The 20,651-nt window shown below is 34.9% G+C and carries 19 protein-coding genes and 1 pseudogene; 3 read left to right on the forward strand and 17 right to left on the reverse strand.

Annotation, left to right across the window (positions count from 1 at the left end):
• Nucleotides 1–4: 4 nt before the first annotated feature.
• Entirely contained in the window at nucleotides 5–994 is a 990-nt protein-coding gene (locus OZP15_RS02460) for an NAD-dependent epimerase/dehydratase family protein (protein ID WP_281336911.1), read from the reverse strand.
• A gap of 114 nt (nucleotides 995–1,108) precedes the next feature.
• On the opposite strand from OZP15_RS02460, the gene tyrS reads away from it, so the two are divergent.
• Entirely contained in the window at nucleotides 1,109–2,401 is a 1,293-nt protein-coding gene (gene tyrS, locus OZP15_RS02465; RefSeq protein WP_269226919.1) for a tyrosine--tRNA ligase, read from the forward strand.
• 122 nt (nucleotides 2,402–2,523) lie between these two features.
• Here tyrS and gldD read toward each other — a convergent pair whose 3' ends face one another.
• The 16 genes from gldD to OZP15_RS02545 all read right to left on the reverse strand — a co-directional run bounded on the left by gldD (nucleotide 2,524) and on the right by OZP15_RS02545 (nucleotide 18,834).
• Entirely contained in the window at nucleotides 2,524–3,087 is a 564-nt protein-coding gene (gene gldD, locus OZP15_RS02470) for a gliding motility lipoprotein GldD (protein ID WP_269226920.1), read from the reverse strand.
• A gap of 7 nt (nucleotides 3,088–3,094) precedes the next feature.
• Nucleotides 3,095–4,390 carry a gliding motility-associated protein GldE gene (locus tag OZP15_RS02475; protein WP_281336912.1) on the reverse strand — a complete coding sequence of 432 codons (1,296 nt, stop codon included), beginning with the start codon at nucleotides 4,388–4,390 and terminating at the stop codon, nucleotides 3,095–3,097.
• Nucleotides 4,391–4,413: 23 nt separating this feature from the next.
• The gene (locus tag OZP15_RS02480) at nucleotides 4,414–4,854 is read right to left on the reverse strand and encodes a single-stranded DNA-binding protein (protein ID WP_281337499.1); all 441 of its coding nucleotides are present in this window, start codon (nucleotides 4,852–4,854) and stop codon (nucleotides 4,414–4,416) included.
• Between the two features lie 388 nt (nucleotides 4,855–5,242).
• On the reverse strand, nucleotides 5,243–5,554 hold the full coding sequence (locus OZP15_RS02485) for a DUF4286 family protein (protein WP_269226922.1): 312 nt from the start codon (nucleotides 5,552–5,554) through the stop codon (nucleotides 5,243–5,245).
• Between the two features lie 73 nt (nucleotides 5,555–5,627).
• Nucleotides 5,628–7,406, reverse strand: a complete 1,779-nt coding sequence (locus OZP15_RS02490) for a tetratricopeptide repeat protein (protein WP_281336913.1) — start codon at nucleotides 7,404–7,406, stop codon at nucleotides 5,628–5,630.
• A gap of 13 nt (nucleotides 7,407–7,419) precedes the next feature.
• Nucleotides 7,420–8,043, reverse strand: a complete 624-nt coding sequence (locus OZP15_RS02495; protein ID WP_269226923.1) for a murein L,D-transpeptidase catalytic domain-containing protein — start codon at nucleotides 8,041–8,043, stop codon at nucleotides 7,420–7,422.
• Between the two features lie 10 nt (nucleotides 8,044–8,053).
• On the reverse strand, nucleotides 8,054–9,325 hold the full coding sequence (gene serS / locus OZP15_RS02500; RefSeq protein ID WP_281336914.1) for a serine--tRNA ligase: 1,272 nt from the start codon (nucleotides 9,323–9,325) through the stop codon (nucleotides 8,054–8,056).
• Nucleotides 9,326–9,523: 198 nt separating this feature from the next.
• Nucleotides 9,524–10,180: a CoA transferase subunit B gene (locus OZP15_RS02505; RefSeq protein WP_281336915.1), complete on the reverse strand. Its 657-nt coding sequence runs from the start codon at nucleotides 10,178–10,180 to the stop codon at nucleotides 9,524–9,526.
• 103 nt (nucleotides 10,181–10,283) lie between these two features.
• Nucleotides 10,284–10,730, reverse strand: a complete 447-nt coding sequence (locus OZP15_RS02510; RefSeq protein ID WP_269226925.1) for a hypothetical protein — start codon at nucleotides 10,728–10,730, stop codon at nucleotides 10,284–10,286.
• Nucleotides 10,731–10,787: 57 nt separating this feature from the next.
• Entirely contained in the window at nucleotides 10,788–11,486 is a 699-nt protein-coding gene (locus OZP15_RS02515) for a CoA transferase subunit A (RefSeq protein WP_269226926.1), read from the reverse strand.
• A 58-nt stretch (nucleotides 11,487–11,544) separates the two neighbouring features.
• Nucleotides 11,545–13,848, reverse strand: a complete 2,304-nt coding sequence (locus OZP15_RS02520) for a penicillin-binding protein 1A (protein WP_269226927.1) — start codon at nucleotides 13,846–13,848, stop codon at nucleotides 11,545–11,547.
• A 9-nt stretch (nucleotides 13,849–13,857) separates the two neighbouring features.
• Nucleotides 13,858–14,337, reverse strand: a complete 480-nt coding sequence (locus OZP15_RS02525) for a gliding motility lipoprotein GldH (protein ID WP_281336916.1) — start codon at nucleotides 14,335–14,337, stop codon at nucleotides 13,858–13,860.
• Nucleotides 14,321–15,661 carry a PSP1 domain-containing protein gene (locus tag OZP15_RS02530; protein WP_269226928.1) on the reverse strand — a complete coding sequence of 447 codons (1,341 nt, stop codon included), beginning with the start codon at nucleotides 15,659–15,661 and terminating at the stop codon, nucleotides 14,321–14,323. The genes OZP15_RS02525 and OZP15_RS02530 overlap by 17 nt, the downstream gene beginning before the upstream one ends.
• Before the next feature lie 271 nt (nucleotides 15,662–15,932).
• Nucleotides 15,933–16,808 carry a virulence RhuM family protein gene (locus OZP15_RS02535; RefSeq protein ID WP_269226930.1) on the reverse strand — a complete coding sequence of 292 codons (876 nt, stop codon included), beginning with the start codon at nucleotides 16,806–16,808 and terminating at the stop codon, nucleotides 15,933–15,935.
• 102 nt (nucleotides 16,809–16,910) lie between these two features.
• Complete coding sequence (trhO, locus tag OZP15_RS02540; RefSeq protein ID WP_281336917.1) at nucleotides 16,911–18,272, reverse strand: oxygen-dependent tRNA uridine(34) hydroxylase TrhO; 1,362 nt, start codon at nucleotides 18,270–18,272, stop codon at nucleotides 16,911–16,913.
• 151 nt (nucleotides 18,273–18,423) lie between these two features.
• Nucleotides 18,424–18,834 carry a BrxA/BrxB family bacilliredoxin gene (locus tag OZP15_RS02545; RefSeq protein ID WP_281336918.1) on the reverse strand — a complete coding sequence of 137 codons (411 nt, stop codon included), beginning with the start codon at nucleotides 18,832–18,834 and terminating at the stop codon, nucleotides 18,424–18,426.
• A 127-nt stretch (nucleotides 18,835–18,961) separates the two neighbouring features.
• On the opposite strand from OZP15_RS02545, the gene OZP15_RS02550 reads away from it, so the two are divergent.
• Both OZP15_RS02550 and OZP15_RS02555 read left to right on the forward strand, forming a co-directional pair.
• Nucleotides 18,962–19,645, forward strand: coding sequence for a hypothetical protein (locus tag OZP15_RS02550; RefSeq protein WP_281336919.1), 684 nt, complete (start codon nucleotides 18,962–18,964; stop codon nucleotides 19,643–19,645).
• A gap of 45 nt (nucleotides 19,646–19,690) precedes the next feature.
• Nucleotides 19,691–20,650: pseudogene (locus tag OZP15_RS02555) on the forward strand (IS1595 family transposase).
• Nucleotide 20,651: the final 1 nt, after the last annotated feature.

Genomic DNA, 20,651 nt, shown 5'->3' on the forward strand with positions numbered 1-20,651 from the left:
GGGTTTACAATTTCGAAATATCTTGAATATACTGATGAATTTCTAAAAAATCAGTTGAGATAGCCGTTTTTATTTTTTCGTTAGCATATTGGTTTTTCGAATAGGAAGACTGGGCAGTATAACGATCTAGTTTTCTTTTTTGACCTAAAACATTCGACAAAAACCAATCGATTTTATAAGATATAGTTACTGCTAATGGACTTGCATGAATAGTAGGTCTTTTTACTTTCAAAGCATCAGCAATGGTATTGAATAAGTCTTGAAACACAATGTTTTCAGAAATGAGTATAAATTTCTCATTCGAAAAATTACCATTCATCAAATCTCGTGCAATACGCACTACGTCAGGAACGGCAATAATTCCTGTAGTTCCTTTGGTATAAAAAGAGAAACCATTTTTTATTTTCTTAAAAAGCAATCCGCTTCCTTGTTCCCAAAAACCAGGGCCAATGATAATTCCTGGATTTACAATCACAGTATTCAAACCCTCTTGTTGCCCACGCCAAATTTCCATCTCGGCACCATATTTCGAAATGGCATAATCGCTGTGGTATTTTTCAGGATTCCATTCGGTTGCTTCGGTAGTAATTTTTTCGTTTGCAGCTAAATCACCCAAGGCGGCAATCGAACTGATGTGACAAAGTTTTTTTACTGAATTTGCCAGACAAAAATTGACAATATTAGCTGTGCCTTCAATATTGGTTTTTCGGAGTAAATCTTCGTCTTTAGGGTCGAATGAAATTAGAGCGGCACAATGATAGACATAATCTACATTTTCGAAAGCAATTTCTAGAGAGGGAACGTCAATAATATCGGCTTGAATCCAATTTATTTTTTCGAAAAGAGCTTCTTTTTTGTAAAGTACAAAAAGGTTTTTTGTCTTTTGAATGGAGTCTATATTTCGATAAATAGCCCGAACCTTCTCTTCATTTTCGATTAAATGAAGTAATAAATGTGCGCCAACTAATCCTGTTCCTCCTGTGACTAAAATCATCTTGCGAATTTACGAATTACGAGTTACGAATTACGATTTTTTTTCAACTAACCCAATAAACAATTAACCGAATCAACATTAAAATTTTATCTTTGCCGAAATTGATTAAAAAAGATGAAAAATTTTATTGAAGAAGTGACTTGGAGAGGAATGCTCCACGATGTTATGCCTGGAACCGAAGAACATTTGATGGAACAAATGCGTGTGGCGTATGTGGGCATTGACCCAACTGCCGATTCATTGCATATCGGACATTTGGTTGGTGTAATGTTGTTGAAGCATTTTCAATTATCAGGACACAAACCATTGGCTTTAGTAGGCGGAGCAACCGGCATGATTGGTGATCCATCTGGAAAATCGAACGAAAGAAATTTGCTGGATGAAGCTACTTTGCGTCACAATCAAGAAGCCATAAAAGGGCAATTATCTCGCTTTTTAGACTTTACTTCCAATGCACCAAACGCAGCCGAGTTAGTGAATAATTACGACTGGATGAAGAATTTTTCTTTCTTGGATTTCATTCGTGATGTAGGAAAACATATTACTGTAAATTATATGATGGCAAAAGATTCTGTAAAGAAACGCTTGTCGTCAGAAGCTGCAGAAGGAATGTCTTTCACGGAGTTTACATATCAATTAGTTCAAGGATACGACTTTTTGCATTTGTACAAAGACAAGAGTTGTACGTTGCAAATGGGAGGAAGCGATCAATGGGGAAACATTACCACTGGAACCGAATTAGTCCGCAGAATTGCCAGCGGAAAAGCATACGCATTAACTTGTCCGTTAATTACCAAAGCCGATGGGACCAAATTCGGAAAATCCGAAGGAGGAAACATTTGGTTGGATGCCGCTAGAACTTCGCCTTATAAATTTTACCAATATTGGTTGAATACCTCCGATTTGGATGCCGAAAAATACATCAAGATTTTTACTTTTTTATCCAAAGAGGAAATTGAAGATTTAACAATAAAACATAGAGAAACACCACATTTGCGTTTGTTACAAAAACGTTTGGCTGAAGAAATTACGGTTATGGTTCATTCTGCAGCCGATTTAGAAAATGCGATTAAAGCATCTGGGATTCTTTTCGGTAATGCTACTGCCGATGATTTGAAACAATTAGACGAAGCTACTTTCCTAGAGGTTTTTGACGGAGTTCCGCAAGCAGAAATTGCAAAATCTGAAATCGAAACAGGAATTACTATTGTTGACGTTCTTAACGAAAAAACAGGATTTTTGAAATCGAATGGTGAGGCTAGAAGAGCCTTAACAGCCAATTCTATTTCGGTAAACCGAGAAAAAGTAACCGAAGAGTTTGTGCTTTCGACCAAAGATTTAATCAACAATCAATTTGTGTTGTTGCAAAGTGGTAAGAAAAATTATTTTGTGGTTCGGGTTAAATAATATCGAATCATATTAAAGAATTGATTCCAAACAAGAAAGATTGAGTTGATTATCGATCATTGTTTTTGCTATAAAAAAATTCCCAAAGCGATTTGGGAATTTTTTTTTGATAACGCTTTTAATCACTTCCACTTCAACGTTTCCATCAACCTTTGCATATCATTTTTGATGTAACTGGCTGCAGGCATTATAGAGTCGTAATTCGGTTTGGCATAGAAATAAACAGAGCCTGTAACAAAATGTTTTGTGCTGTCCGTCACATAAAACTGTGAATTGGTAGCGGCATTTCCATCCACTTGATAAAACATTCCATAGACTTTTTTGTCAGGATTCAAATAAGGTTGTTCTAAAATATCATCGGCTTTTATCACGTGTTCATACGTCAGTTTTTGAGCATCTCGCAATAATTTGTCTATGTTTTGATCCACAGGTTTGTAGGTCAAATAAATTGTGGCTTTCATTTTTGGATAGGTGATGGTAAATCCACAATCTTTTTCCCCTTTGATAATCGCATCCGAATTCATCTCAAAAGTAAACGGACAGTTGTTTTCGAAATTGGCATATTTTGCCACAGGATAATCCAATCTCAAATAGCCAGATGGTTTTGGTAAAACTTCGTCTTTACAGCTAAAAAGAGAAAATATCAGCGCTAAAAGAGAAAAAATAGTAAGTTGTTTTGTTGGCATTTTATATTTATTCAATGGTGACTTTTATTTGTTTTATGCGTTTTTTATCAACAGATTCGATGGTAAAGGTGCAATTTTCGAATCCAATTTTCTGATCTTTTTTTGGAAAATTCCCCAGAACTTCCAGAATAAAACCAGCTAGCGTTTCGGCTTCGCCTTTTGTGGCTTCAAATAGTTCTTCGTCCACATCGATAACTCTATAGAAATCTTTGAGATTTGTTTTTCCTTCAAAAAGATAATTCTTGTCGTCTATTTTAGAAAAATTGACATTCTCTCCATCAAATTCATCACTGATATCACCCACAATTTCTTCGATAATATCTTCTAATGAAACCAGTCCCGATGTTCCGCCGTATTCATCGACTACAATGGCTAAATGGCTTTTCATGTTTTGAAAATCCTTGAGCAAATTGTCGATTTTTTTGTTTTCAGGAATAAAAAATGGTTCTCGAATCAATGTTTTCCAGTCAAATTCTTCTTTGTCAATGTGCCGAAGCAAATCTTTCACAAACAAAACGCCTTCTATTTGGTCTATATTATCTCGGTACACTGGAATTCTGGAAAAACCTTTCTCTACAATTTTCGAATAAATGGTTTGGAAAGATTCTTCGATTTCTAATGCAAAAATATCCATTCTCGGACTCATTACTTGTTTGGCGTCGGTGTTTCCGAAAGACACGATTCCTTCCAATATTTTTTGTTCTTCAGACGAACTTTCATCCGAATCAGTCAGTTCCAATGCTTGCGACAATTGATCGACTGAAAAATTCGTTTTTTGTTTTCCTAATTTATCATGCAAATATAAAGTTAGTTTACGCATGGGCAAACTTATTGGCGAAAGCAATTTATCTAAAATTGCCACCGGAACAGCAACTCTTCTTGCAAACTGGCTGCTATTTCTGCTGGCATAGACTTTTGGTAAAACTTCGCCAAAAAGTAAGATTAAAAAAGTAATGACTAGTACTTCTAAACTAAATTTCAAAGCGGGTGAACTGATGGCTGAAAATAAATTTTGACCAATAAAAGAGAATAAAATCACCACTCCTATATTGGCAAAATTACTGGCAACAAGAAGTGTTGCGAGTAATTTTTTTGGTTTTTCGAGTAATCTAGAAATAATTTTTCCTTTGGAAGGATGCTCTTGCAAGCTATCATCGATGTCTTTTTGTGACAATGAAAAAAAAGCTACTTCAGCACCAGAAACTAATGCGGAACAAAACAGCAACACAAAAATGGCTAGAAAACCTAATATTAAATGAATATCTAAAGTAGTTGCTAAAAGAAAACTGGGTTCCGGATCCAAATTAAAACAGATTAGTTAAACAATCAAAACGGTAGGTCATTTATAGGCAAACCGTTATTTTGTGAGTCAAAGTTAGGGTTTTTTTCAACCTCTGGATTTGGAATAGATTTGTGGTCTTCATTTCCTTTTTTGGTTGATAAAAAAGTAAATTCGGTTACTTGAATCTCAACGGTGTGTTTGGTAGCACCATCTTCAGATTGCCATTGACGTGATTTTATGCGTCCTTCAACATAAATTTTATCTCCTTTTGATAAATATTTTTCACAAATTTCAGCAGCTTTATTACGAACCACTAAATTATGCCATTCGGTGGACGTTATTTTTTCGTTGGTGGTTTTGTTGATATAGACTTCGTTTGTAGCCAAAGAAAATCTTCCAATGCAATTGCCTCCTTCAAAATAATGCATCTTCACATCATCACCAAGATAACCGATTAGCATAACTTTATTTAAGGTTCCGTTCATTATATTCAATTGGGATTGAATCAAAGATAGGTTTTTTTTAGAAACCATTCATCTGATTTTGTCAAATTTAGAATATAACGTTAAAGAAGTAAGTAAAAGGAATTAATTATTGGCGTGTTTCAAACAGTTAAAAATTTAATTTTACCATATAAGCCATATAAGTTCACATAAACCATTCAATCAAAAACTTAAATGTACTTATATGTTAAAAAAAAGACACTATTTTGTTCTCATTACTTAAATCTCAAATGTGTAAGTTAATTTTTGATAGCAAACTTTATTGTGTTATGATGTGACAAAAAAGAAATGGTTTCTTGATTCTATTTCTATCCAAAATTTAGAAAAGATCACTTTTATTGCATTTTAAATTGGCTATAACACAGCTGTTTTAATGCTCCGAAATCACTTCCAATTCCGTCCTGAAAGAGAGCATTTTGTCTCCAAATAATTTCACTCCTTCTTCACGTAATGCAGGTGCATCTTCCAAATAATATCTTTGTAAAGTTTCCTTGCTGTCGGTTGCATATTGGACAGAATATGTAACGCCGCCCATTTCTTCTTCAATTAAAACTCTAGCCATTTTTGCCGAAACAAATTTCCCCGTGGCTATCATTTCTGGTATGTGTTTGTGTTGCATCCAAATCATCCATTTGTCGTGAACGCTTTCGTGTATGTTTGTGGTAACGTTGTAAATAATCATTTTGCTGTTAATTTGGTTATTTGTTTAATCATTAATTCGGTTAACCAAATAAACAGTTAACCGATTAACCTTTTTAAAGATTCTTATCTCCCCGCAGTTGACGGTATTCTTTTCGGGCTTCGACAAAGTAAATACTGTCCTGATGATTGAAAATTATTTTTTCATAAAGCAGTTTTGCTTTTTCGGGCTGTTGTAATTTTTTATTTTCAATTTCTGCCGAAAAGAATAAAGCTTCATCAACATAAATTCCATCTACATGATGGTTGATAATATTTTGATATTGGCTTAAAGCCAAATTGTATTCACCTTGTTTTTCATAAACTTGACCCAGACGTAATGATGTAACTGCTTCGATTTCTTGTCCTTTGAAACTTTTCAAAATGGAAAGAAATTGAGTTTCTGCTTCCTTGTTTCTATTTTGATACAACAGAAAATCGCCTTTGGCAAATTGTTTCAAAGCCGTTTGAGTCGAATCGGCAACGGTGTTGTCGCTAATTAAAAGAAAATATTCCAGAGCATCATTGGCAATCAATTGTGTACTCGCCGATTTTAATTCTTTAAATTGTTTCGATGCCCAAACAAAATCCCCTTGAAAATAACTGGTTTTCGCCGCTTTCAAACTTGCTTCGTGAGCAAAGGCATCATTTTTTAAATTTTCTTCTATCTGCGAATAATAAATCAGTGCTTGATTGAATTTCGCTTCAAAAAGGAAAATATCTGCCAATTCCATTTTGGCTTTAGCTTCTTCGTAACCATTCAATTGCAATGTCAGTGCTTTTTTGATAATAGCTTTTCCGTCTTCGGGTTTTTTCAAATTAAAAGCTACGAAATGAGCCTGAATCAACTGCAAAGGCAAACTAATTGGGCTGATTCCATATTCCGTTAACAAACTGGTTAGTTCTGTGTTGATGGACGCAAAATCTTTTTCCTGCGCTTTTTCGATTTTCATCTCTAGCAAATACGAATTCGCCTGAATCAGTAATTCTAAATCTTTGGTATTTTCTAGAACAAATCCTAGAATTTCTTTCGCTGCTTCGGGATCGTCTTCTTCAATAGCCAATTGCCCTAAATTGACAATACTAGAAAGCGATTCGGGATTGCGCTTATAAACTGCTTTTTCTTGAATAAAAGCTTTGCCAAATTCTTTTTGCTGTACATAATACCAGCTCAAATATTCGTTCCAAAAAACATCCTGATTCTTCTGCGCTCTTGTGATTAATGCTTTTCGCAAGGTTTCGTTAAAGTTTTCATCGCCTTCTTCAACTATAAAACGAGCCAGTTGATTTTGGATTTGTATCGAATTAGGGGGATTGGCATACGCTTCGTCCAAGAAAGTAGCAATCATCATTTCGGTGTTTCCCAATTGTCCGTACAACTGCGCCATTTGATAATTGAAATTATATTTTGGCTCGATTGACGTTGCCGTTTGATAAGATTTCAAGGCATAGTCTAACAACACTTTTCTTTCGAAAGAGTTGGCAATTCCATAGACCTCGTTTGGATTTTTTTTGATTCTGTCGATAGCTTGATCGTAGTGCTTTTTGGCGGAAGCTTCATTCTTTTGCAACTGGTAATTATAACCCAATTCCACCAAAAGACTGCCTTGTTTGTATGTATTCAATCGTGCCTGAATGGCTTTTTCAGCTAGATCAAATTGCTTTAATTGCTGGTAACAGTCAACCGTTTTTTGGAAATACTGCTGGTTGTAAGGAGCGCTTTTTAGTAATTCTTCGAAACTGATTTTGGCTTTCTCGAAATCGCCCTTGTCGTAGTAATACTGCGCCAATTGCTCGTTTTGCGAAAAACAAACCAATGAAAAAAACAGGGCGATATGTAGAAAGAGTTTTTTCATTGATTTCGAAATTTTAATAGTAAATAACCAAAAGAATATTGGTTTTAGAACTATCAATTATCTTTTCTATTCTTTTAAAATATTTCTCGTTTACCATTGGGCAACCATAACTATTGCAAATATAATCAGCTTGTTCTTCATAGGGAACGTCAAAATATTTATGCAAAACAACTGCTCTGTCAAAGGCATTGCTATTGGTTTTGTCTAATCCGTATAATTTATAAGCTTTGCCAAATTTACCAATATAGAAATTGCCTATATAATATTTTCCTAATGAGGTTGCCAACGAATTATTGGTATTGCTAAATTTTAGCTTTCCTTGAATTCCAGTTTCTGATCCAGAACCGTGAGCCACTAAACCTTGATCTAAAATAACTTCTTTCTTTAAATCATAAACAAAAAACCGATTCTTCCCAGACGGAATTTTCATATCAATGAAAAAAGCAATTTCTTTATTGTATTTTGGGTTTTGCTGAACAACTTTTCGAATTTGTTGAACTTGATTCTCTAATTTTTCTTTTGACGAATCGTTTATAACAGATATTTTAGATGAATTCTCGGTTTTAACTTTATCAAAAAAATTAAAACTTGTAAATATTATTTCAATAAAAAATAAACCAAAAATTATTTTTTTCATTCGAAAGGAATTAATCTATAATATCAAACCCACAATATGCCCTCAAAACCTCGGGAATTACAATGCCTTCTGGAGTTTGGTAATTTTCTAGAATTCCAGCCAAAACTCTTGGTAAAGCCAATGAACTTCCATTTAAGGTGTGTGCCAATTGGGTTTTTCCGTCTTTGCCTTTAAAACGTAATTTTAATCGGTTAGACTGAAAAGTTTCAAAGTTAGACACAGAAGAAATTTCTAACCAACGTTCCTGCGCTGTAGAATACACTTCAAAATCATAAGTCAAAGCGGATGCAAAACCCATATCACCACCACAAAGACGCAATATTCTGTATGGCAATTTCAATTCCTGCAAAATATTTTTTACGTGCTCTACCATTCCTTCTAGGGCTTCATAAGACTTTTCAGGATGTTCCACTCGTACGATTTCTACTTTGTCAAATTGGTGCAAACGGTTCAATCCACGAACGTGAGCGCCATAAGATCCCGCTTCACGGCGGAAACAAGGTGTATAGGCTGTCGTTAAAATAGGTAATTCATTTTCGGATAAAATCACGTCACGAAACAAATTCGTTACTGGAACTTCTGCCGTTGGAATCAGGTATAAATCATCGGTTTTGTCGTGATACATTTGTCCTTCTTTGTCTGGCAATTGCCCTGTTCCATAAGCCGAAGCTTCGTTGACCATGTGTGGTACTTGAACTTCATTGTAACCAGCAGCTGTATTTTTATCTAAAAAATAATTGATTAAGGCACGTTGTAACTTGGCTCCTTTTCCTTTGTAAACCGGAAATCCTGCGCCCGTAATTTTATTTCCTAATTCAAAATCGATGATATCGTATTTTTTTACCAAATCCCAATGTGGTTGAGCGCCTTCGTGCAAAACTGGAATTTCTCCTTCTTCAAAAACATTTAGGTTTTCCTCTGGCGTTTTTCCTTCTGGAACAATATCAGCGGGAAGATTGGGTAAAGTGTATAGTTTTTCTAACAAATCAGCAGCCAATTGGTCGGCAGATTCAGATAAAGCTTTGCTTTTTTCTTTTAACAAAACCGTTTTTTCTTTAAGAATAGCCGCCTTTGCTTTTTCGCCACTTTTCATTAATTCGCCAATATCTTTGGATAATTTATTAGATTCGGCTAAAGTATTGTCTAACTCCACTTGAGTCGCACGACGGGTTTCGTCTAGTTGTACCACTTCTTGAACAACGCTTGTGGCATCCATATTTCTTTTTGCCAAAGCCTTGATTACTTTCTCCTGATTCTCTCTAATAAATGCAATTTGTAACATATCCTGATTTTTTAAACGCTAAATTTTATAATAACGGTAGCAAATTTAAGGAAATGTTTGAGACTTATGAGACAAAGTTTTGCCTAAAAAGCTATTTCGCAGAGATTCGCAAAATAGATATAGCGATTCACATTTTTTTTTAGAATTAAATTGAAATTTTCTCGGGTTGAAAGAGGTGAAGAGTTTTTTTAGCGAAAATTAGCCAATCACCATTTCTGGAATTCCACCTTCGATAATTAAAGTTGCTTCGGTGGAAGCCATGATGTGCTCTACAGAAATGCCTGGCGCACGTTCCACGAGTTTGAAACCTTTTGGAGTTACTTCCAAAACAGCCAGTTCGGTTACGATTTTTTTGACACAACCAACGCCTGTTAAAGGTAAAGTACATTTTTTAAGAATTTTAGATTCTCCCGCTTTGTTCACGTGCATCATAGCCACGATGATATTTTCGGCCGAAGCGACTAAATCCATCGCACCGCCCATTCCTTTGACCATTTTTTCAGGAATTTTCCAGTTAGCAATATCGCCATTTTCTGAAACTTCCATTGCGCCAAGAATAGTCAAATCGACGTGTTGCCCACGAATCATTCCGAAACTGGTTGCCGAATCAAAAAAAGATGCGCCATCTAAAGTGGTAATGGTTTGTTTTCCAGCGTTGATTAAATCAGCGTCTTCTTCGCCATCAAAAGGGAAAGGTCCCATTCCGAGAACGCCGTTTTCACTTTGAAATTCGACTTCAATTCCTTCGGGGATATAATTGGCTACCAAAGTCGGAATACCAATACCGAGGTTGACAAAGTACTTGTCTTTGACTTCTTGAGCGATGCGTTTGGCGATGTCTTCTTTGGTTAGCATAATTTTATTTTTTGAAACATATAAGTCATATAAGTTTTCTTTTCAAACTTATATTTTTTGAACTATTAAAGGATTTAAGAGCATTTAAGTTTTTGGTTGAAGGTTATTCAGGTTTGAAATTAATCCCATTTAAATTTAATCCATTTTTAGTGATAATGCCTTTGTATACTTTTTGTTCTAAAACGTCTTTTATATTCCCTTTTTCATCTACTTCAGCTAAAACTCCACAATCTTCACATTTGTATGCGTATGCTACAAATTCTAGATTAGTTTTTTCTTTTTTTACAACTCCTTTGTACTGATAACTATATTCCGATTTTTTGAAATTCAAAGTGTCTTTCTCAATTATCAAAATTGAATTTCTAATTACTAATACGCTGTCATTTTTGAAAGTTAATATTGTCTGAAATGTTTCCTTTGGTGAGTCAAAATATATATCTTCTTCAAATCCAATAAAAGTTTTTCCATCTAATATATTACTGTTTTTTTTTTGACATGATGCAAATATTAAAATTAATAGCACTATTGTTATTGGAATGATTTTTCTCATATTCAAGTATTTTTTTGACTGTATTGTTGATAACTGATTACTAAAAACTGACCACTATTACCTATCTTGTACAGTCCTTTTCTCAATCCTCTTCTCGTATTTCTCGCCTTGAAAGATACGTTGCACAAATATTCCAGGAGTATGAATTTGGTTAGGGTCTAGTGTTCCGGCTTCGACTAATTCTTCAACTTCGGCGATGGTGATTTTGGCTGCTCCAGCCATACAGGGATTGAAATTTCTGGCGGTTCCCTTGAAGATGAGGTTTCCTGCTGTGTCGCCTTTCCAAGCTTTTACAATCGCAAAATCAGCTTGGAAAGCCAATTCCATGAGGTGCATTTTTCCGTTGAATTCTCGGGTTTCTTTGCCAATGGCGACTTCTGTTCCGAAACCAGCTGGAGTGAAAAAAGCAGGAATTCCAGCTTGAGCTGCACGGCAACGTTCGGCTAGAGTGCCTTGCGGAATGAGTTCTACTTCGAGTTCGCCCGAAAGCATTTGGCGTTCGAATTCGGCATTTTCTCCCACGTAGGAAGAAATCATTTTTTTGATTTGGTGTTTTTGCAAAAGTAATCCCAGTCCAAAATCGTCAACTCCGGCATTGTTAGAAATGCAGGTGAGGTTTTTGGTTTCTTTTTTGACCAATTCTGCAATGGCGTTTTCAGGAATACCGCACAATCCGAAACCACCAAGCATGAGTGTCATTCCGTTTTCGATTCCATCGAGTGCTTCTTGAACGGTATTTACTTTTTTGTTGATCATTTTGGATTTTGAATCTTAACCCTAACAGGGTTCAAAAACCTGTTAGGGTTGTTAGAAATTAAAATTCGAATTCTTCTGTAGATTGTTCTACTGCTGTAGTGTCTTTTACAACAGCTGCTGGGCGAGTGTAACAATCTACTTTTATAGAAAGATTGGCTGGTCGGTCAAAGGGTTCTTTAGAGACTTTAAGATTTGGATCATCATAACACAACTTCATAAAATAACCCCAAACTGGTAAGGCTGCTGTTGCTCCTTGACCATAAGTTAAACTTTTGAAACGTGCCGAACGGTCTTCACATCCTACCCAAACTCCAGTTACTAGATTCGGAACCATTCCTACGAACCAACCGTCAGACTGATTTTGAGTAGTTCCTGTTTTACCTGCAATTGGATTTCTAAAAGAATAAGGATAGCCTGTCCAACGGTTATCGCCACTTCCTCCGCCTTCGGTTCTCAAACGTGCACCCGAGCCACTTTCGGTAACGCCTTCGAGTAATTTGATCACAGCAAAAGCAATGTCTTTGTTCAAAACATCGTGCGATTCTGGAATGGGTTCAAAAATGACAACTCCGCTTTTATCTTCGATTCTAGAAATAAATTGTGGTTTTACATAAACGCCTTGGTTGGCAAAAGTTCCGTAAGCGGCAACCATATCTTCTACCGTAATATCAACAGCTCCTAATGCAATGGATGGTTGAGTAGGAATTTCGGATTTTACTCCTAATTTATGGGTCAACTCGATAACAGCTTCTGGACTGGTTTTGTCAATCAATTTGGCAGAAATGGTGTTGATAGAATTCGCCAATCCTTGTTTTAAAGTAACCATTCCACGGTATCTATTATCCGAGTTTCTTGGTTCCCAATCTTCGGTTACGTGATGACGTCCTTTGCGAATCATAAATGGTCCATCAACAATGGTGTCGCAAGGAGACATTCCGAGTTGTTCGATAGCAGTGGCATAAACAAAAGGTTTGAATGTTGAACCTACTTGTCTGGCTCCTTGCCCTACGTGATCGTATTGAAAATATTTGTAATTGATTCCGCCCACCCAAGCTTTGATGTTACCAGTTTGTGGTTCCATAGCCATAAGTCCTGATTGCAGGAAGTGTTTGTAGTAACGAATCGAATCCAAAGGAGTCATAATCGTATCTCTTTCGCCTTTCCAAGTGAAGACTTTCATTTTTGTTTTTTTGCTAAAAGAAGCTATGATCTCCTCTTCGCTTTTTTCCATTTCGGTCATTACAGTCCAACGGTAAGAAGCTTTCATGGCTTGTTTGAGGATGCGTTGGGTTTCGGCTTCGGTAATGCTTACAAATGGTGCGTTTTTATTGTCTTTGGCTTCAATAAAAAATTGTTCTTGCAAGTTGGCCATGTGTTTTTCTACAGCTTCTTCGGCATGCAATTGCATTCTGGAATCTATCGTTGTGTAAATTTTTAGACCGTCTTTGTAGATGTCATAATCTGATCCATCGGGTTTTTTATTTTCTTCTGCCCATTTTTTCAAATAGTCACGCAAGTATTCTCTGAAATAAGTAGCTGTTCCTTCGCGGTGACTTTCTAATTTGAAGTTTAATTTTATAGGCAGACTTTGTAATTGCTCTTTTTGAGATTTTGAAATAATCTTGGCTTTTTCCATTTGCGAAAGCACAACATTTCTTCTGTTTTTCACTCCTTCTGGATTTCTAACCGGATTGTATAAGGAAGAGTTGTTGAACATTCCGACTAATATAGCCGATTCGTCAATGGTTAAATCTTTAGGTTCTTTCGAAAAATAGGTTTTTGCGGCTGAACTTACTCCAACGGATGAATTATTGAAATCATAAACATTGCAATACATGGCTAGAATTTCGTTTTTGGTGTATTGTCTTTCTAATCGGATGGCAATAATCCATTCTTTTATCTTTTGAACAATTCTAAAAGGCAGGAATCGAGAACCTTCACCGTGGAATAATTGTTTGGCTAATTGTTGGGTCAAGGTACTAGCTCCTCCGCTGGTTCCCATGCTGGCAATGGCTCTTAAAGTTCCTCTTCCGTCAATTCCTGAATGTTCGTAAAAACGAGCATCTTCGGTAGCTACCAAAGCATCTACTAGGTTTTTTGGAAGGTCAGAATATTTTAATTGTGACCTGTTTTTTTGAAAATATTTACCTAAAATCACTCCGTCTGACGAGATGATTTCGGTAGCCAAATTAGAATCTGGATTTTCTAAATCTTCGAATGAAGGCATAGAACCAAAAAGTCCCCATGAGGCAAATAAGAAAAATACCATGATGCCTCCCAATCCATAAAAGAAAATTTTCCAGAATTTTCCTTTGTAGTAATTGATGTCTTTTTCTTGATTATTGTTTTTTTTAGTAGCCATAATTATGTCTTAATCTATTTTTTCTATTCTAAAACCTACATCTGTTATTCCGTCTAATTCTTTGATTCCTGGAACTTTTCCGTTTTCTCGAACGGCGTGTTTGATGTGTACTTTGTATTTTCCTCTAAAGCGTACTTTTTCTTTATAAAAGAGTTTACTTTCTTTGATGTCCGAAAAACCATCGCCTAAAAGTGTTCCGTCAGGTTCTGCCATTTGGTATTCTAGCGTATCTACTTTTGTAAATCCGTTTGGCATTTCGAGAGCCACAATCAAAAAGAGATTGTTGAATGGATAATCGTTGTTGTCTCTCAAATTTACGAATAAATTGTATCGTTTTGTAGAATCTAATTCAGGTAAATCGAAGCTTACAATACTGTCTTTGTTCCAAGCGGTTCCTACGGTTTTATATTCGTCAAAAACTCTTTTTTTGTCACAAGAAAAAAAGAGAATCGCCACTAAAAGTAGTAAGATGCTATTCTTTAGTCTCATTTTTTTTAATGATTATGGGTTTTCTTGGTTCGGTCGATTTTGGAGCAGGTGCTTTCTTTTCGTTTGAAACTTGACGATTGTTGTTGTTTGGACGATTATTGCTTGGTCTATTTGGTTTAGACTGATTTTGCTTGTTACTGTTCGGATTATTTGGGTTTGTTGGATTAGAATTGGCAACAATCACATTTTCTCCGCCTAATTTGCGTTTTTTGTTTGGTTTTTTCTTCTTTTTAGGTTGGTCAAAACGGGTTAAACTTTCCTGACCCATAGCATTGTTAAAGTGTTTTTCTGGTTCCTGAACTACTTCTATAGAGTAATCTTCCAAAGCTGCTACTTTGTTTTTGAGTTTGTTTTCGGCAATGATTTCGTTTACTTGCTCAATTTTTAGCATGTGCCAATTCGCATAATCACTAGTGTAAGCGAACCACATTAAGCCTTTAAAAATATCTTGTTTTTGGCAAACAGCATCGCCTTTTTCGGTCACTAATTTGGTGTCCATACTTGGAAAACCTTTCAAGGCATCCATATAAGTATCCAATTCATAATTCAAACAACACTTCAATTTTCCGCATTGACCCGCCAGTTTTTGTGGGTTCAAGGACAATTGCTGGTAACGTGCTGCCGAGGTATTTACGCTTCTAAAATCAGTTAACCAAGTAGAACAGCACAATTCTCTTCCGCAAGATCCAATTCCTCCCAAACGAGCTGCTTCCTGACGAAGACCCACTTGTTTCATCTCGACTCTGGTGCTGAATTCTTTGGCAAAATCTTTAATCAAAAGCCTAAAATCGACTCTGTCATTGGCAGTGTAATAAAAAGTAGCTTTCGATCCATCGCCTTGAAATTCGATATCCGAAATTTTCATTTCTAGTTTTTGGGCGATTGCCAATTCTCTAGCACGAACTTTCATTGGTTCTTCTTTATCGCGAGCAGTTGACCAAATATCGATGTCTTTTTGAGATGCTTTTCGGTATATTTTAGCTACGTCTGCACTAGCAGGATTCACTGATTTTTTCTTCATTTGAATGCGAACCAACTCTCCTGTCAGTGTCACAATTCCAATGTCGTGTCCTGGAGAAGCTTCGGTAGCCACGATATCTCCGATGCTTAAAGTCAGTTTTTCGGTATTGCGGTAAAATTCTTTTCTTCCGTTCTTGAAACGTACTTCGACACAGTCAAAAGGAGCCTCGCCATTAGGTAAACTCATATTCGAAAGCCAGTCGAAAACCGTTAATTTGTTGCAGCTATCGGTGCCGCAAGTCCCATTATTTTTGCAACCCTTTGGTGCGCTACCATCAGAAGTTGAACAACTTGTACATGCCATAGTAATATATGTAGTATTGCTATAAAAGCAATTTAAGTTCTTAAAACGTTTAATGGGTAAAGATAGTATTTTTTTGGTTTATGTTACAAGTGGTGAAAATGGCAAAACATCATAAAATTATACTAAAAAAATGGAGTTTTTCTACTTTAATTTTTTAATTTCTTTATCGAAATCAGAAATTATTTTTTGTGTTTTATTGAAGACTTCATATTCAATAATTGCTTTTTTGTCAGCTTGAATTTTAGAAATTTTTCCTTTTCCTTCCAAAACTTTATAATCCTTCCAAAACTTTATAATCATTAAAGTTTAGAAATTTATTGACACTTTCAGCTAATTGTTCCATTGTAAAAGTATTTTCCCGTTCTATCAATCCTTCAATGTAATCAAAATATCCTGTTACGGTTCGCTCCAATTGTTTAATTTCTTTTTCCTGCAAATAATTTTTAGCAACAACTACATCCGATTTCAAGACTCTTCCGTTAGGCCTGTTTTTCCAGGTAGTCAATCCCATATTTTCTTTTTGGGCATCGGCAGTTTTAAAAATGATTTCGGCAGCTGTATTACCAGTTATGGCAAAATGAAATTTATTCTGAACTGTGGCATAGAAATTTTTAGTAATATCGGAATTGTTGTTATAGTCAATACTACATTCGGCAAAAATATCCGTTACTTGCTGGTAAATTCTTCTTTCACTCGCCCTAATCGAACGAACTCTTTGTAGTAATTCTTTAAAATAATCTTTACCAAAAATAGCCTGACCTTGTTTCAAACGATTGTCATCTAAAACAAAACCTTTTATAATATATTCTCTTAAAGTTTGAGTTGCCCAAATCCGGAATTGTGTGGCTTTGGTAGAGTTTACTCGGTAGCCAACCGAAATTATGGCGTCGAGGTTATAATAATTTGTAATGTAATTTTTATCATCAGAAGCAGTTGTTTCCATTTTGGAAATAACTGAAGATTCGACTAATTCTCCCTCCTCAAAAATATTTTTAAAATGTTTACTTATAGCAGGTACTTGCACGCCAAATAATTCTGCTATTGCTTTTTGAGTTAACCACACCGATTCATTTTGCAACAAGACATCAACACGGATTTCTCCGCTTGGTGCTGTATATAGAACAAACTTTTTCAAATCATCCTCCATAATATTAACTAAATGTGTTTTAACAAATGTAGCTATTGTAAACTAAAAAAACCTATTACAGTTTGAATGAAATAGGTTTTTTTATGGTGTAAAATGAAATTATTAATCCTTCAAAATTTTATACAATTTATCGGATAATCGAATTCTAAAAGGAACTTCAAATGTAATTCGATCTCCTTTTCGGGCAATAGTATTTTCAGTTCCGTTGACCATAATTTTTTCTAAAATCAATTCTTGATTTCCAGTTGTTGGTCCTGAAATTAAGATGGTATCACCTGTGTTCAATTCCTGATTTTCGATAGTAAAAAGTCCTACTTGTGCTTTTACATAATAATGTTCAGCTTTACCGACTAATACTTTTTTGACTTTTATTTTTTGTCGAATATCGGTTGGTTTTGGGGCAGAGCCTAAAGCTACATCTGACAATTCTCCAGAATGTTTGAATTTTAAACTTTCCGATTTTCCTTTTCTGAAGACTTTATTTCCCACTTGCTTTCCAGTTCTCAATCGTACTTGATCGACCAATGGCATGTGAATAATTTCCAAACATTCGGTAGAACAGCAGTTCTCCATAGCCGATTTACATTCGTCACATTGGATAAATAATAGATGACATCCATCATTTTCACAATTGGTGTGGTTGTCGCAAGGTTTTCCGCATTGGTGGCATTGGGAAACAATATCATCAGTAATTCTTTCGCCCAGACGATTATCGAAAACAAAATTCTTTCCGATAAACTTGCTCTCCAATCCTTCTTCTTGAATTTGTTTAGCGTAATTGATGATGCCACCTTCTAATTGAAAAACATTTTTGAATCCCTGATGTTTGAAATAAGCACTGGCTTTTTCGCAACGAATTCCTCCAGTGCAATACATTACCAGATTTTTGTCTTCTTTGTGATTTTGAAGTTGTTCGTTTATTATTGGCAGGCTTTCTCTGAACGTTTCCACATCTGGAGTAATCGCATTTTTAAAATGTCCTACCTCACTTTCGTAGTGATTTCTGAAATCGACTACTATGGTGTTGGGATCTTCCAAAATTTCGTTGAATTCCTTGGCTTTCAAGTGAACTCCAATATTGGTCACATCAAAAGTATCGTCGTTCAGACCGTCAGCAACAATCTTGTGACGCACTTTAATTGTTAGTTTTAAAAAGGAATGATCGTCTTGATCTACGGCTACATTCAAGCGAATGCCTTTCATAAAATCATAGGCTTCCAAAGTTTCACGGAAAGCTTCGATATTTTCGGCAGGAACACTCATTTGAGCATTAATTCCTTCGTGAGCTACGTAAATTCGACCCAATGCATCGAGTGCGTTCCAGGCTATAAATAAATCGTCGCGAAATTTTTTGGGATCTTGAATTTTGGCATACGCATAGAAAGACAACGTAAGGCGTTGTTTACCCGCTTGATCAATCAGTTCGGCTCTTTCTTCTGCGCTTAAGGTGTTGTACAGTTGCATGCTATAAACGGTTTAAGTTGTAGAAAAATATTTTTGCAAAAGTAAATAAATTAAACAAAAAGTCATAAAGAATGAACAAAGTTCAGAAAAGATCAAAAAAAAAATGAGATGCAATTTGCATCTCATTTAATTAATTTATGTTTTTTGCTGATTAGCAATATTCGTTGAAAGCATCTTTTAAGTTCTCAGCGATTAATTCCGCTGGACGACCTTCGATGTGGTGACGCTCTAACATGTGAACTAATTCTCCGTTTTTGAACAAAGCCATACTTGGCGAAGATGGAGGAAAAGGAAACATTTGTTCTCTTGCCGCATTTACCGCATCTTTATCAACTCCTGCAAAAACCGTGATTAAATGATCTGGTTTTTTAGCACCTTCTAAACTCATTGCTGCTCCTGGACGTGCATTTCTTGCAGCACAACCACAAACAGAATTTACTACTACGAATGTTGTGCCTTCAGCTTTAATTGCATTAGTAACGTCTTCCGCATTATGTAAATCTTGAAAACCTACAGCTGTTAATTCTGCCTGCATTGGTTTTACCATTTCTTCTGGATACATATTTTTTTATTTTAAGATTAACGAAATTTATTTTAAAAAATCTTTGCAAAGATAATGAGAATTAAAGCTTTATTATAATTTCAAATTGTAAAGTTTTGTTATGTTTACACAATAAAATTATATGAGTATGGAGTTTGCAAAAAACGAGAAATATATAAATAAAGTTACCTTAACAAGTTTTGTTTTAATAGGAGTTTCAATTTTTGGATTTGCAATAATTTTTTTTCAACTATTGTATTTAGATAATAAGCCTGAAAATTTTGGAGTAGTTGGTGATGCAATTGGAGGAATATTAAATCCTTTGATTGCGATTGCTGCTTCTTTTGTAACCTTTTTAGCATTTTATATTCAAAAACAAGCTAATGACGAAATAAGACAACAATTTATTGATCAAAGTAATAAAGAGTTTGATGATTTTTTATATAAAAAATATTCTGACAAGATTAATTTGATAAGTAATGAAATTAATAATTATTTTTTCACTTTTTCAGAATATACAAAACCTAATTCGAAGAGAAATTTTAATGGTATACAAGCAATAATTGAAACATTTAATATTTATACAAAAGAAAGCAAAGAAGTTAATTATTCTACTTTAAAAAAGGAGGATATTGATGTTAAAATGCAAGAAATATATTCAATATTTAGTTTTTATTATTTGAATTTAGATAAAATAAATAATCTTTGTTTTTCTAAAAGAGAAGGAAAGGATAAGAACGAATATGGAATTAAATTAAGAGAGGATTTAATTGACAATATGTTTTTTATTTATAATGCAAAAATTCAATTTATTAAGCACCTATCCCTTTAATGGAAATTAATACCTTGTAAAGTATTATAAATAAAAGCAAAAGTAATGAATTTAATAGAAGTAAATAAAAATTACAACACACAGGCAAAATGCTTGAAATTACTGGAACAATTGCGTTGGGGTAAGAACGTAAGATGCACTTTTTGTGACTCAAACAACGTAAAAACGATAAAATCCGAACAGGGGCGGTACTCCTGCAAAAACTGTAACAAGTCATTCTCTGTTATAGTGGGTGCAATATTCGAGGAAACCCGAATGGAATTACCTAAATGGTTTCAGATTATTACTTTGATGCTTAATGCAAAAAGTAGTATATCGGCAAAGGAAATAGAACGTAATCTTGGAGTTACTTATAAGACGGCTTATTATGCCTGTATGAGAGTAAGGATAGGAATGTTGATGCCAGAAACAAAGTTGAACGGAATTATAGAAATGGATGAAAGCTATTTTGGAGGCAAAGCCCGAAAAAACCATACCATTTCAGACGACAACGTAAGTTTAGCACAAACAACATTAAAAAGAGGACGAGGAACAAATAAAGTTTCGGTCGTGGGAATGGTTCAGCGACAAGGAAATGTAAAAACAAAGATTATTGAAAAACTAACCAAAAGAAATTTGCTATATATGTTGAAGTCAAACGCCAAAAGTGATAACTCAATTTTGATGACTGATGGATTCAGGTCTTACAATGAATTATAAACCTACATCGAGAGGCTTGTTGTAATTCACTCAAAACAATATAGCAAAGGAATAGTGCATATCAACACAATAGAGGGTTTTTGGAGTTATGTTAAAAACGGAATCAAAGGAAGTTTTAAATCTGTTAGCAAAAAGTATCTACCCCTTTATTTAATTGAGTTTGAATGGAAATTTAACAACCGTAATTTCAAAGGAAACGAGTTGGAGAAGTTTCTAAAAAACGCACTATTTCAAGAAAAAGAATTAGAACATTGGAAAGCCCAAAGTTCTCAACAAATTAAAAATATAGCGTATGGGAACGAGTAGT

The sequence above is a fragment of the Flavobacterium eburneipallidum genome (genome assembly GCF_027111355.2).
Taxonomy (GTDB): Bacteria; Bacteroidota; Bacteroidia; order Flavobacteriales; family Flavobacteriaceae; genus Flavobacterium; species Flavobacterium eburneipallidum.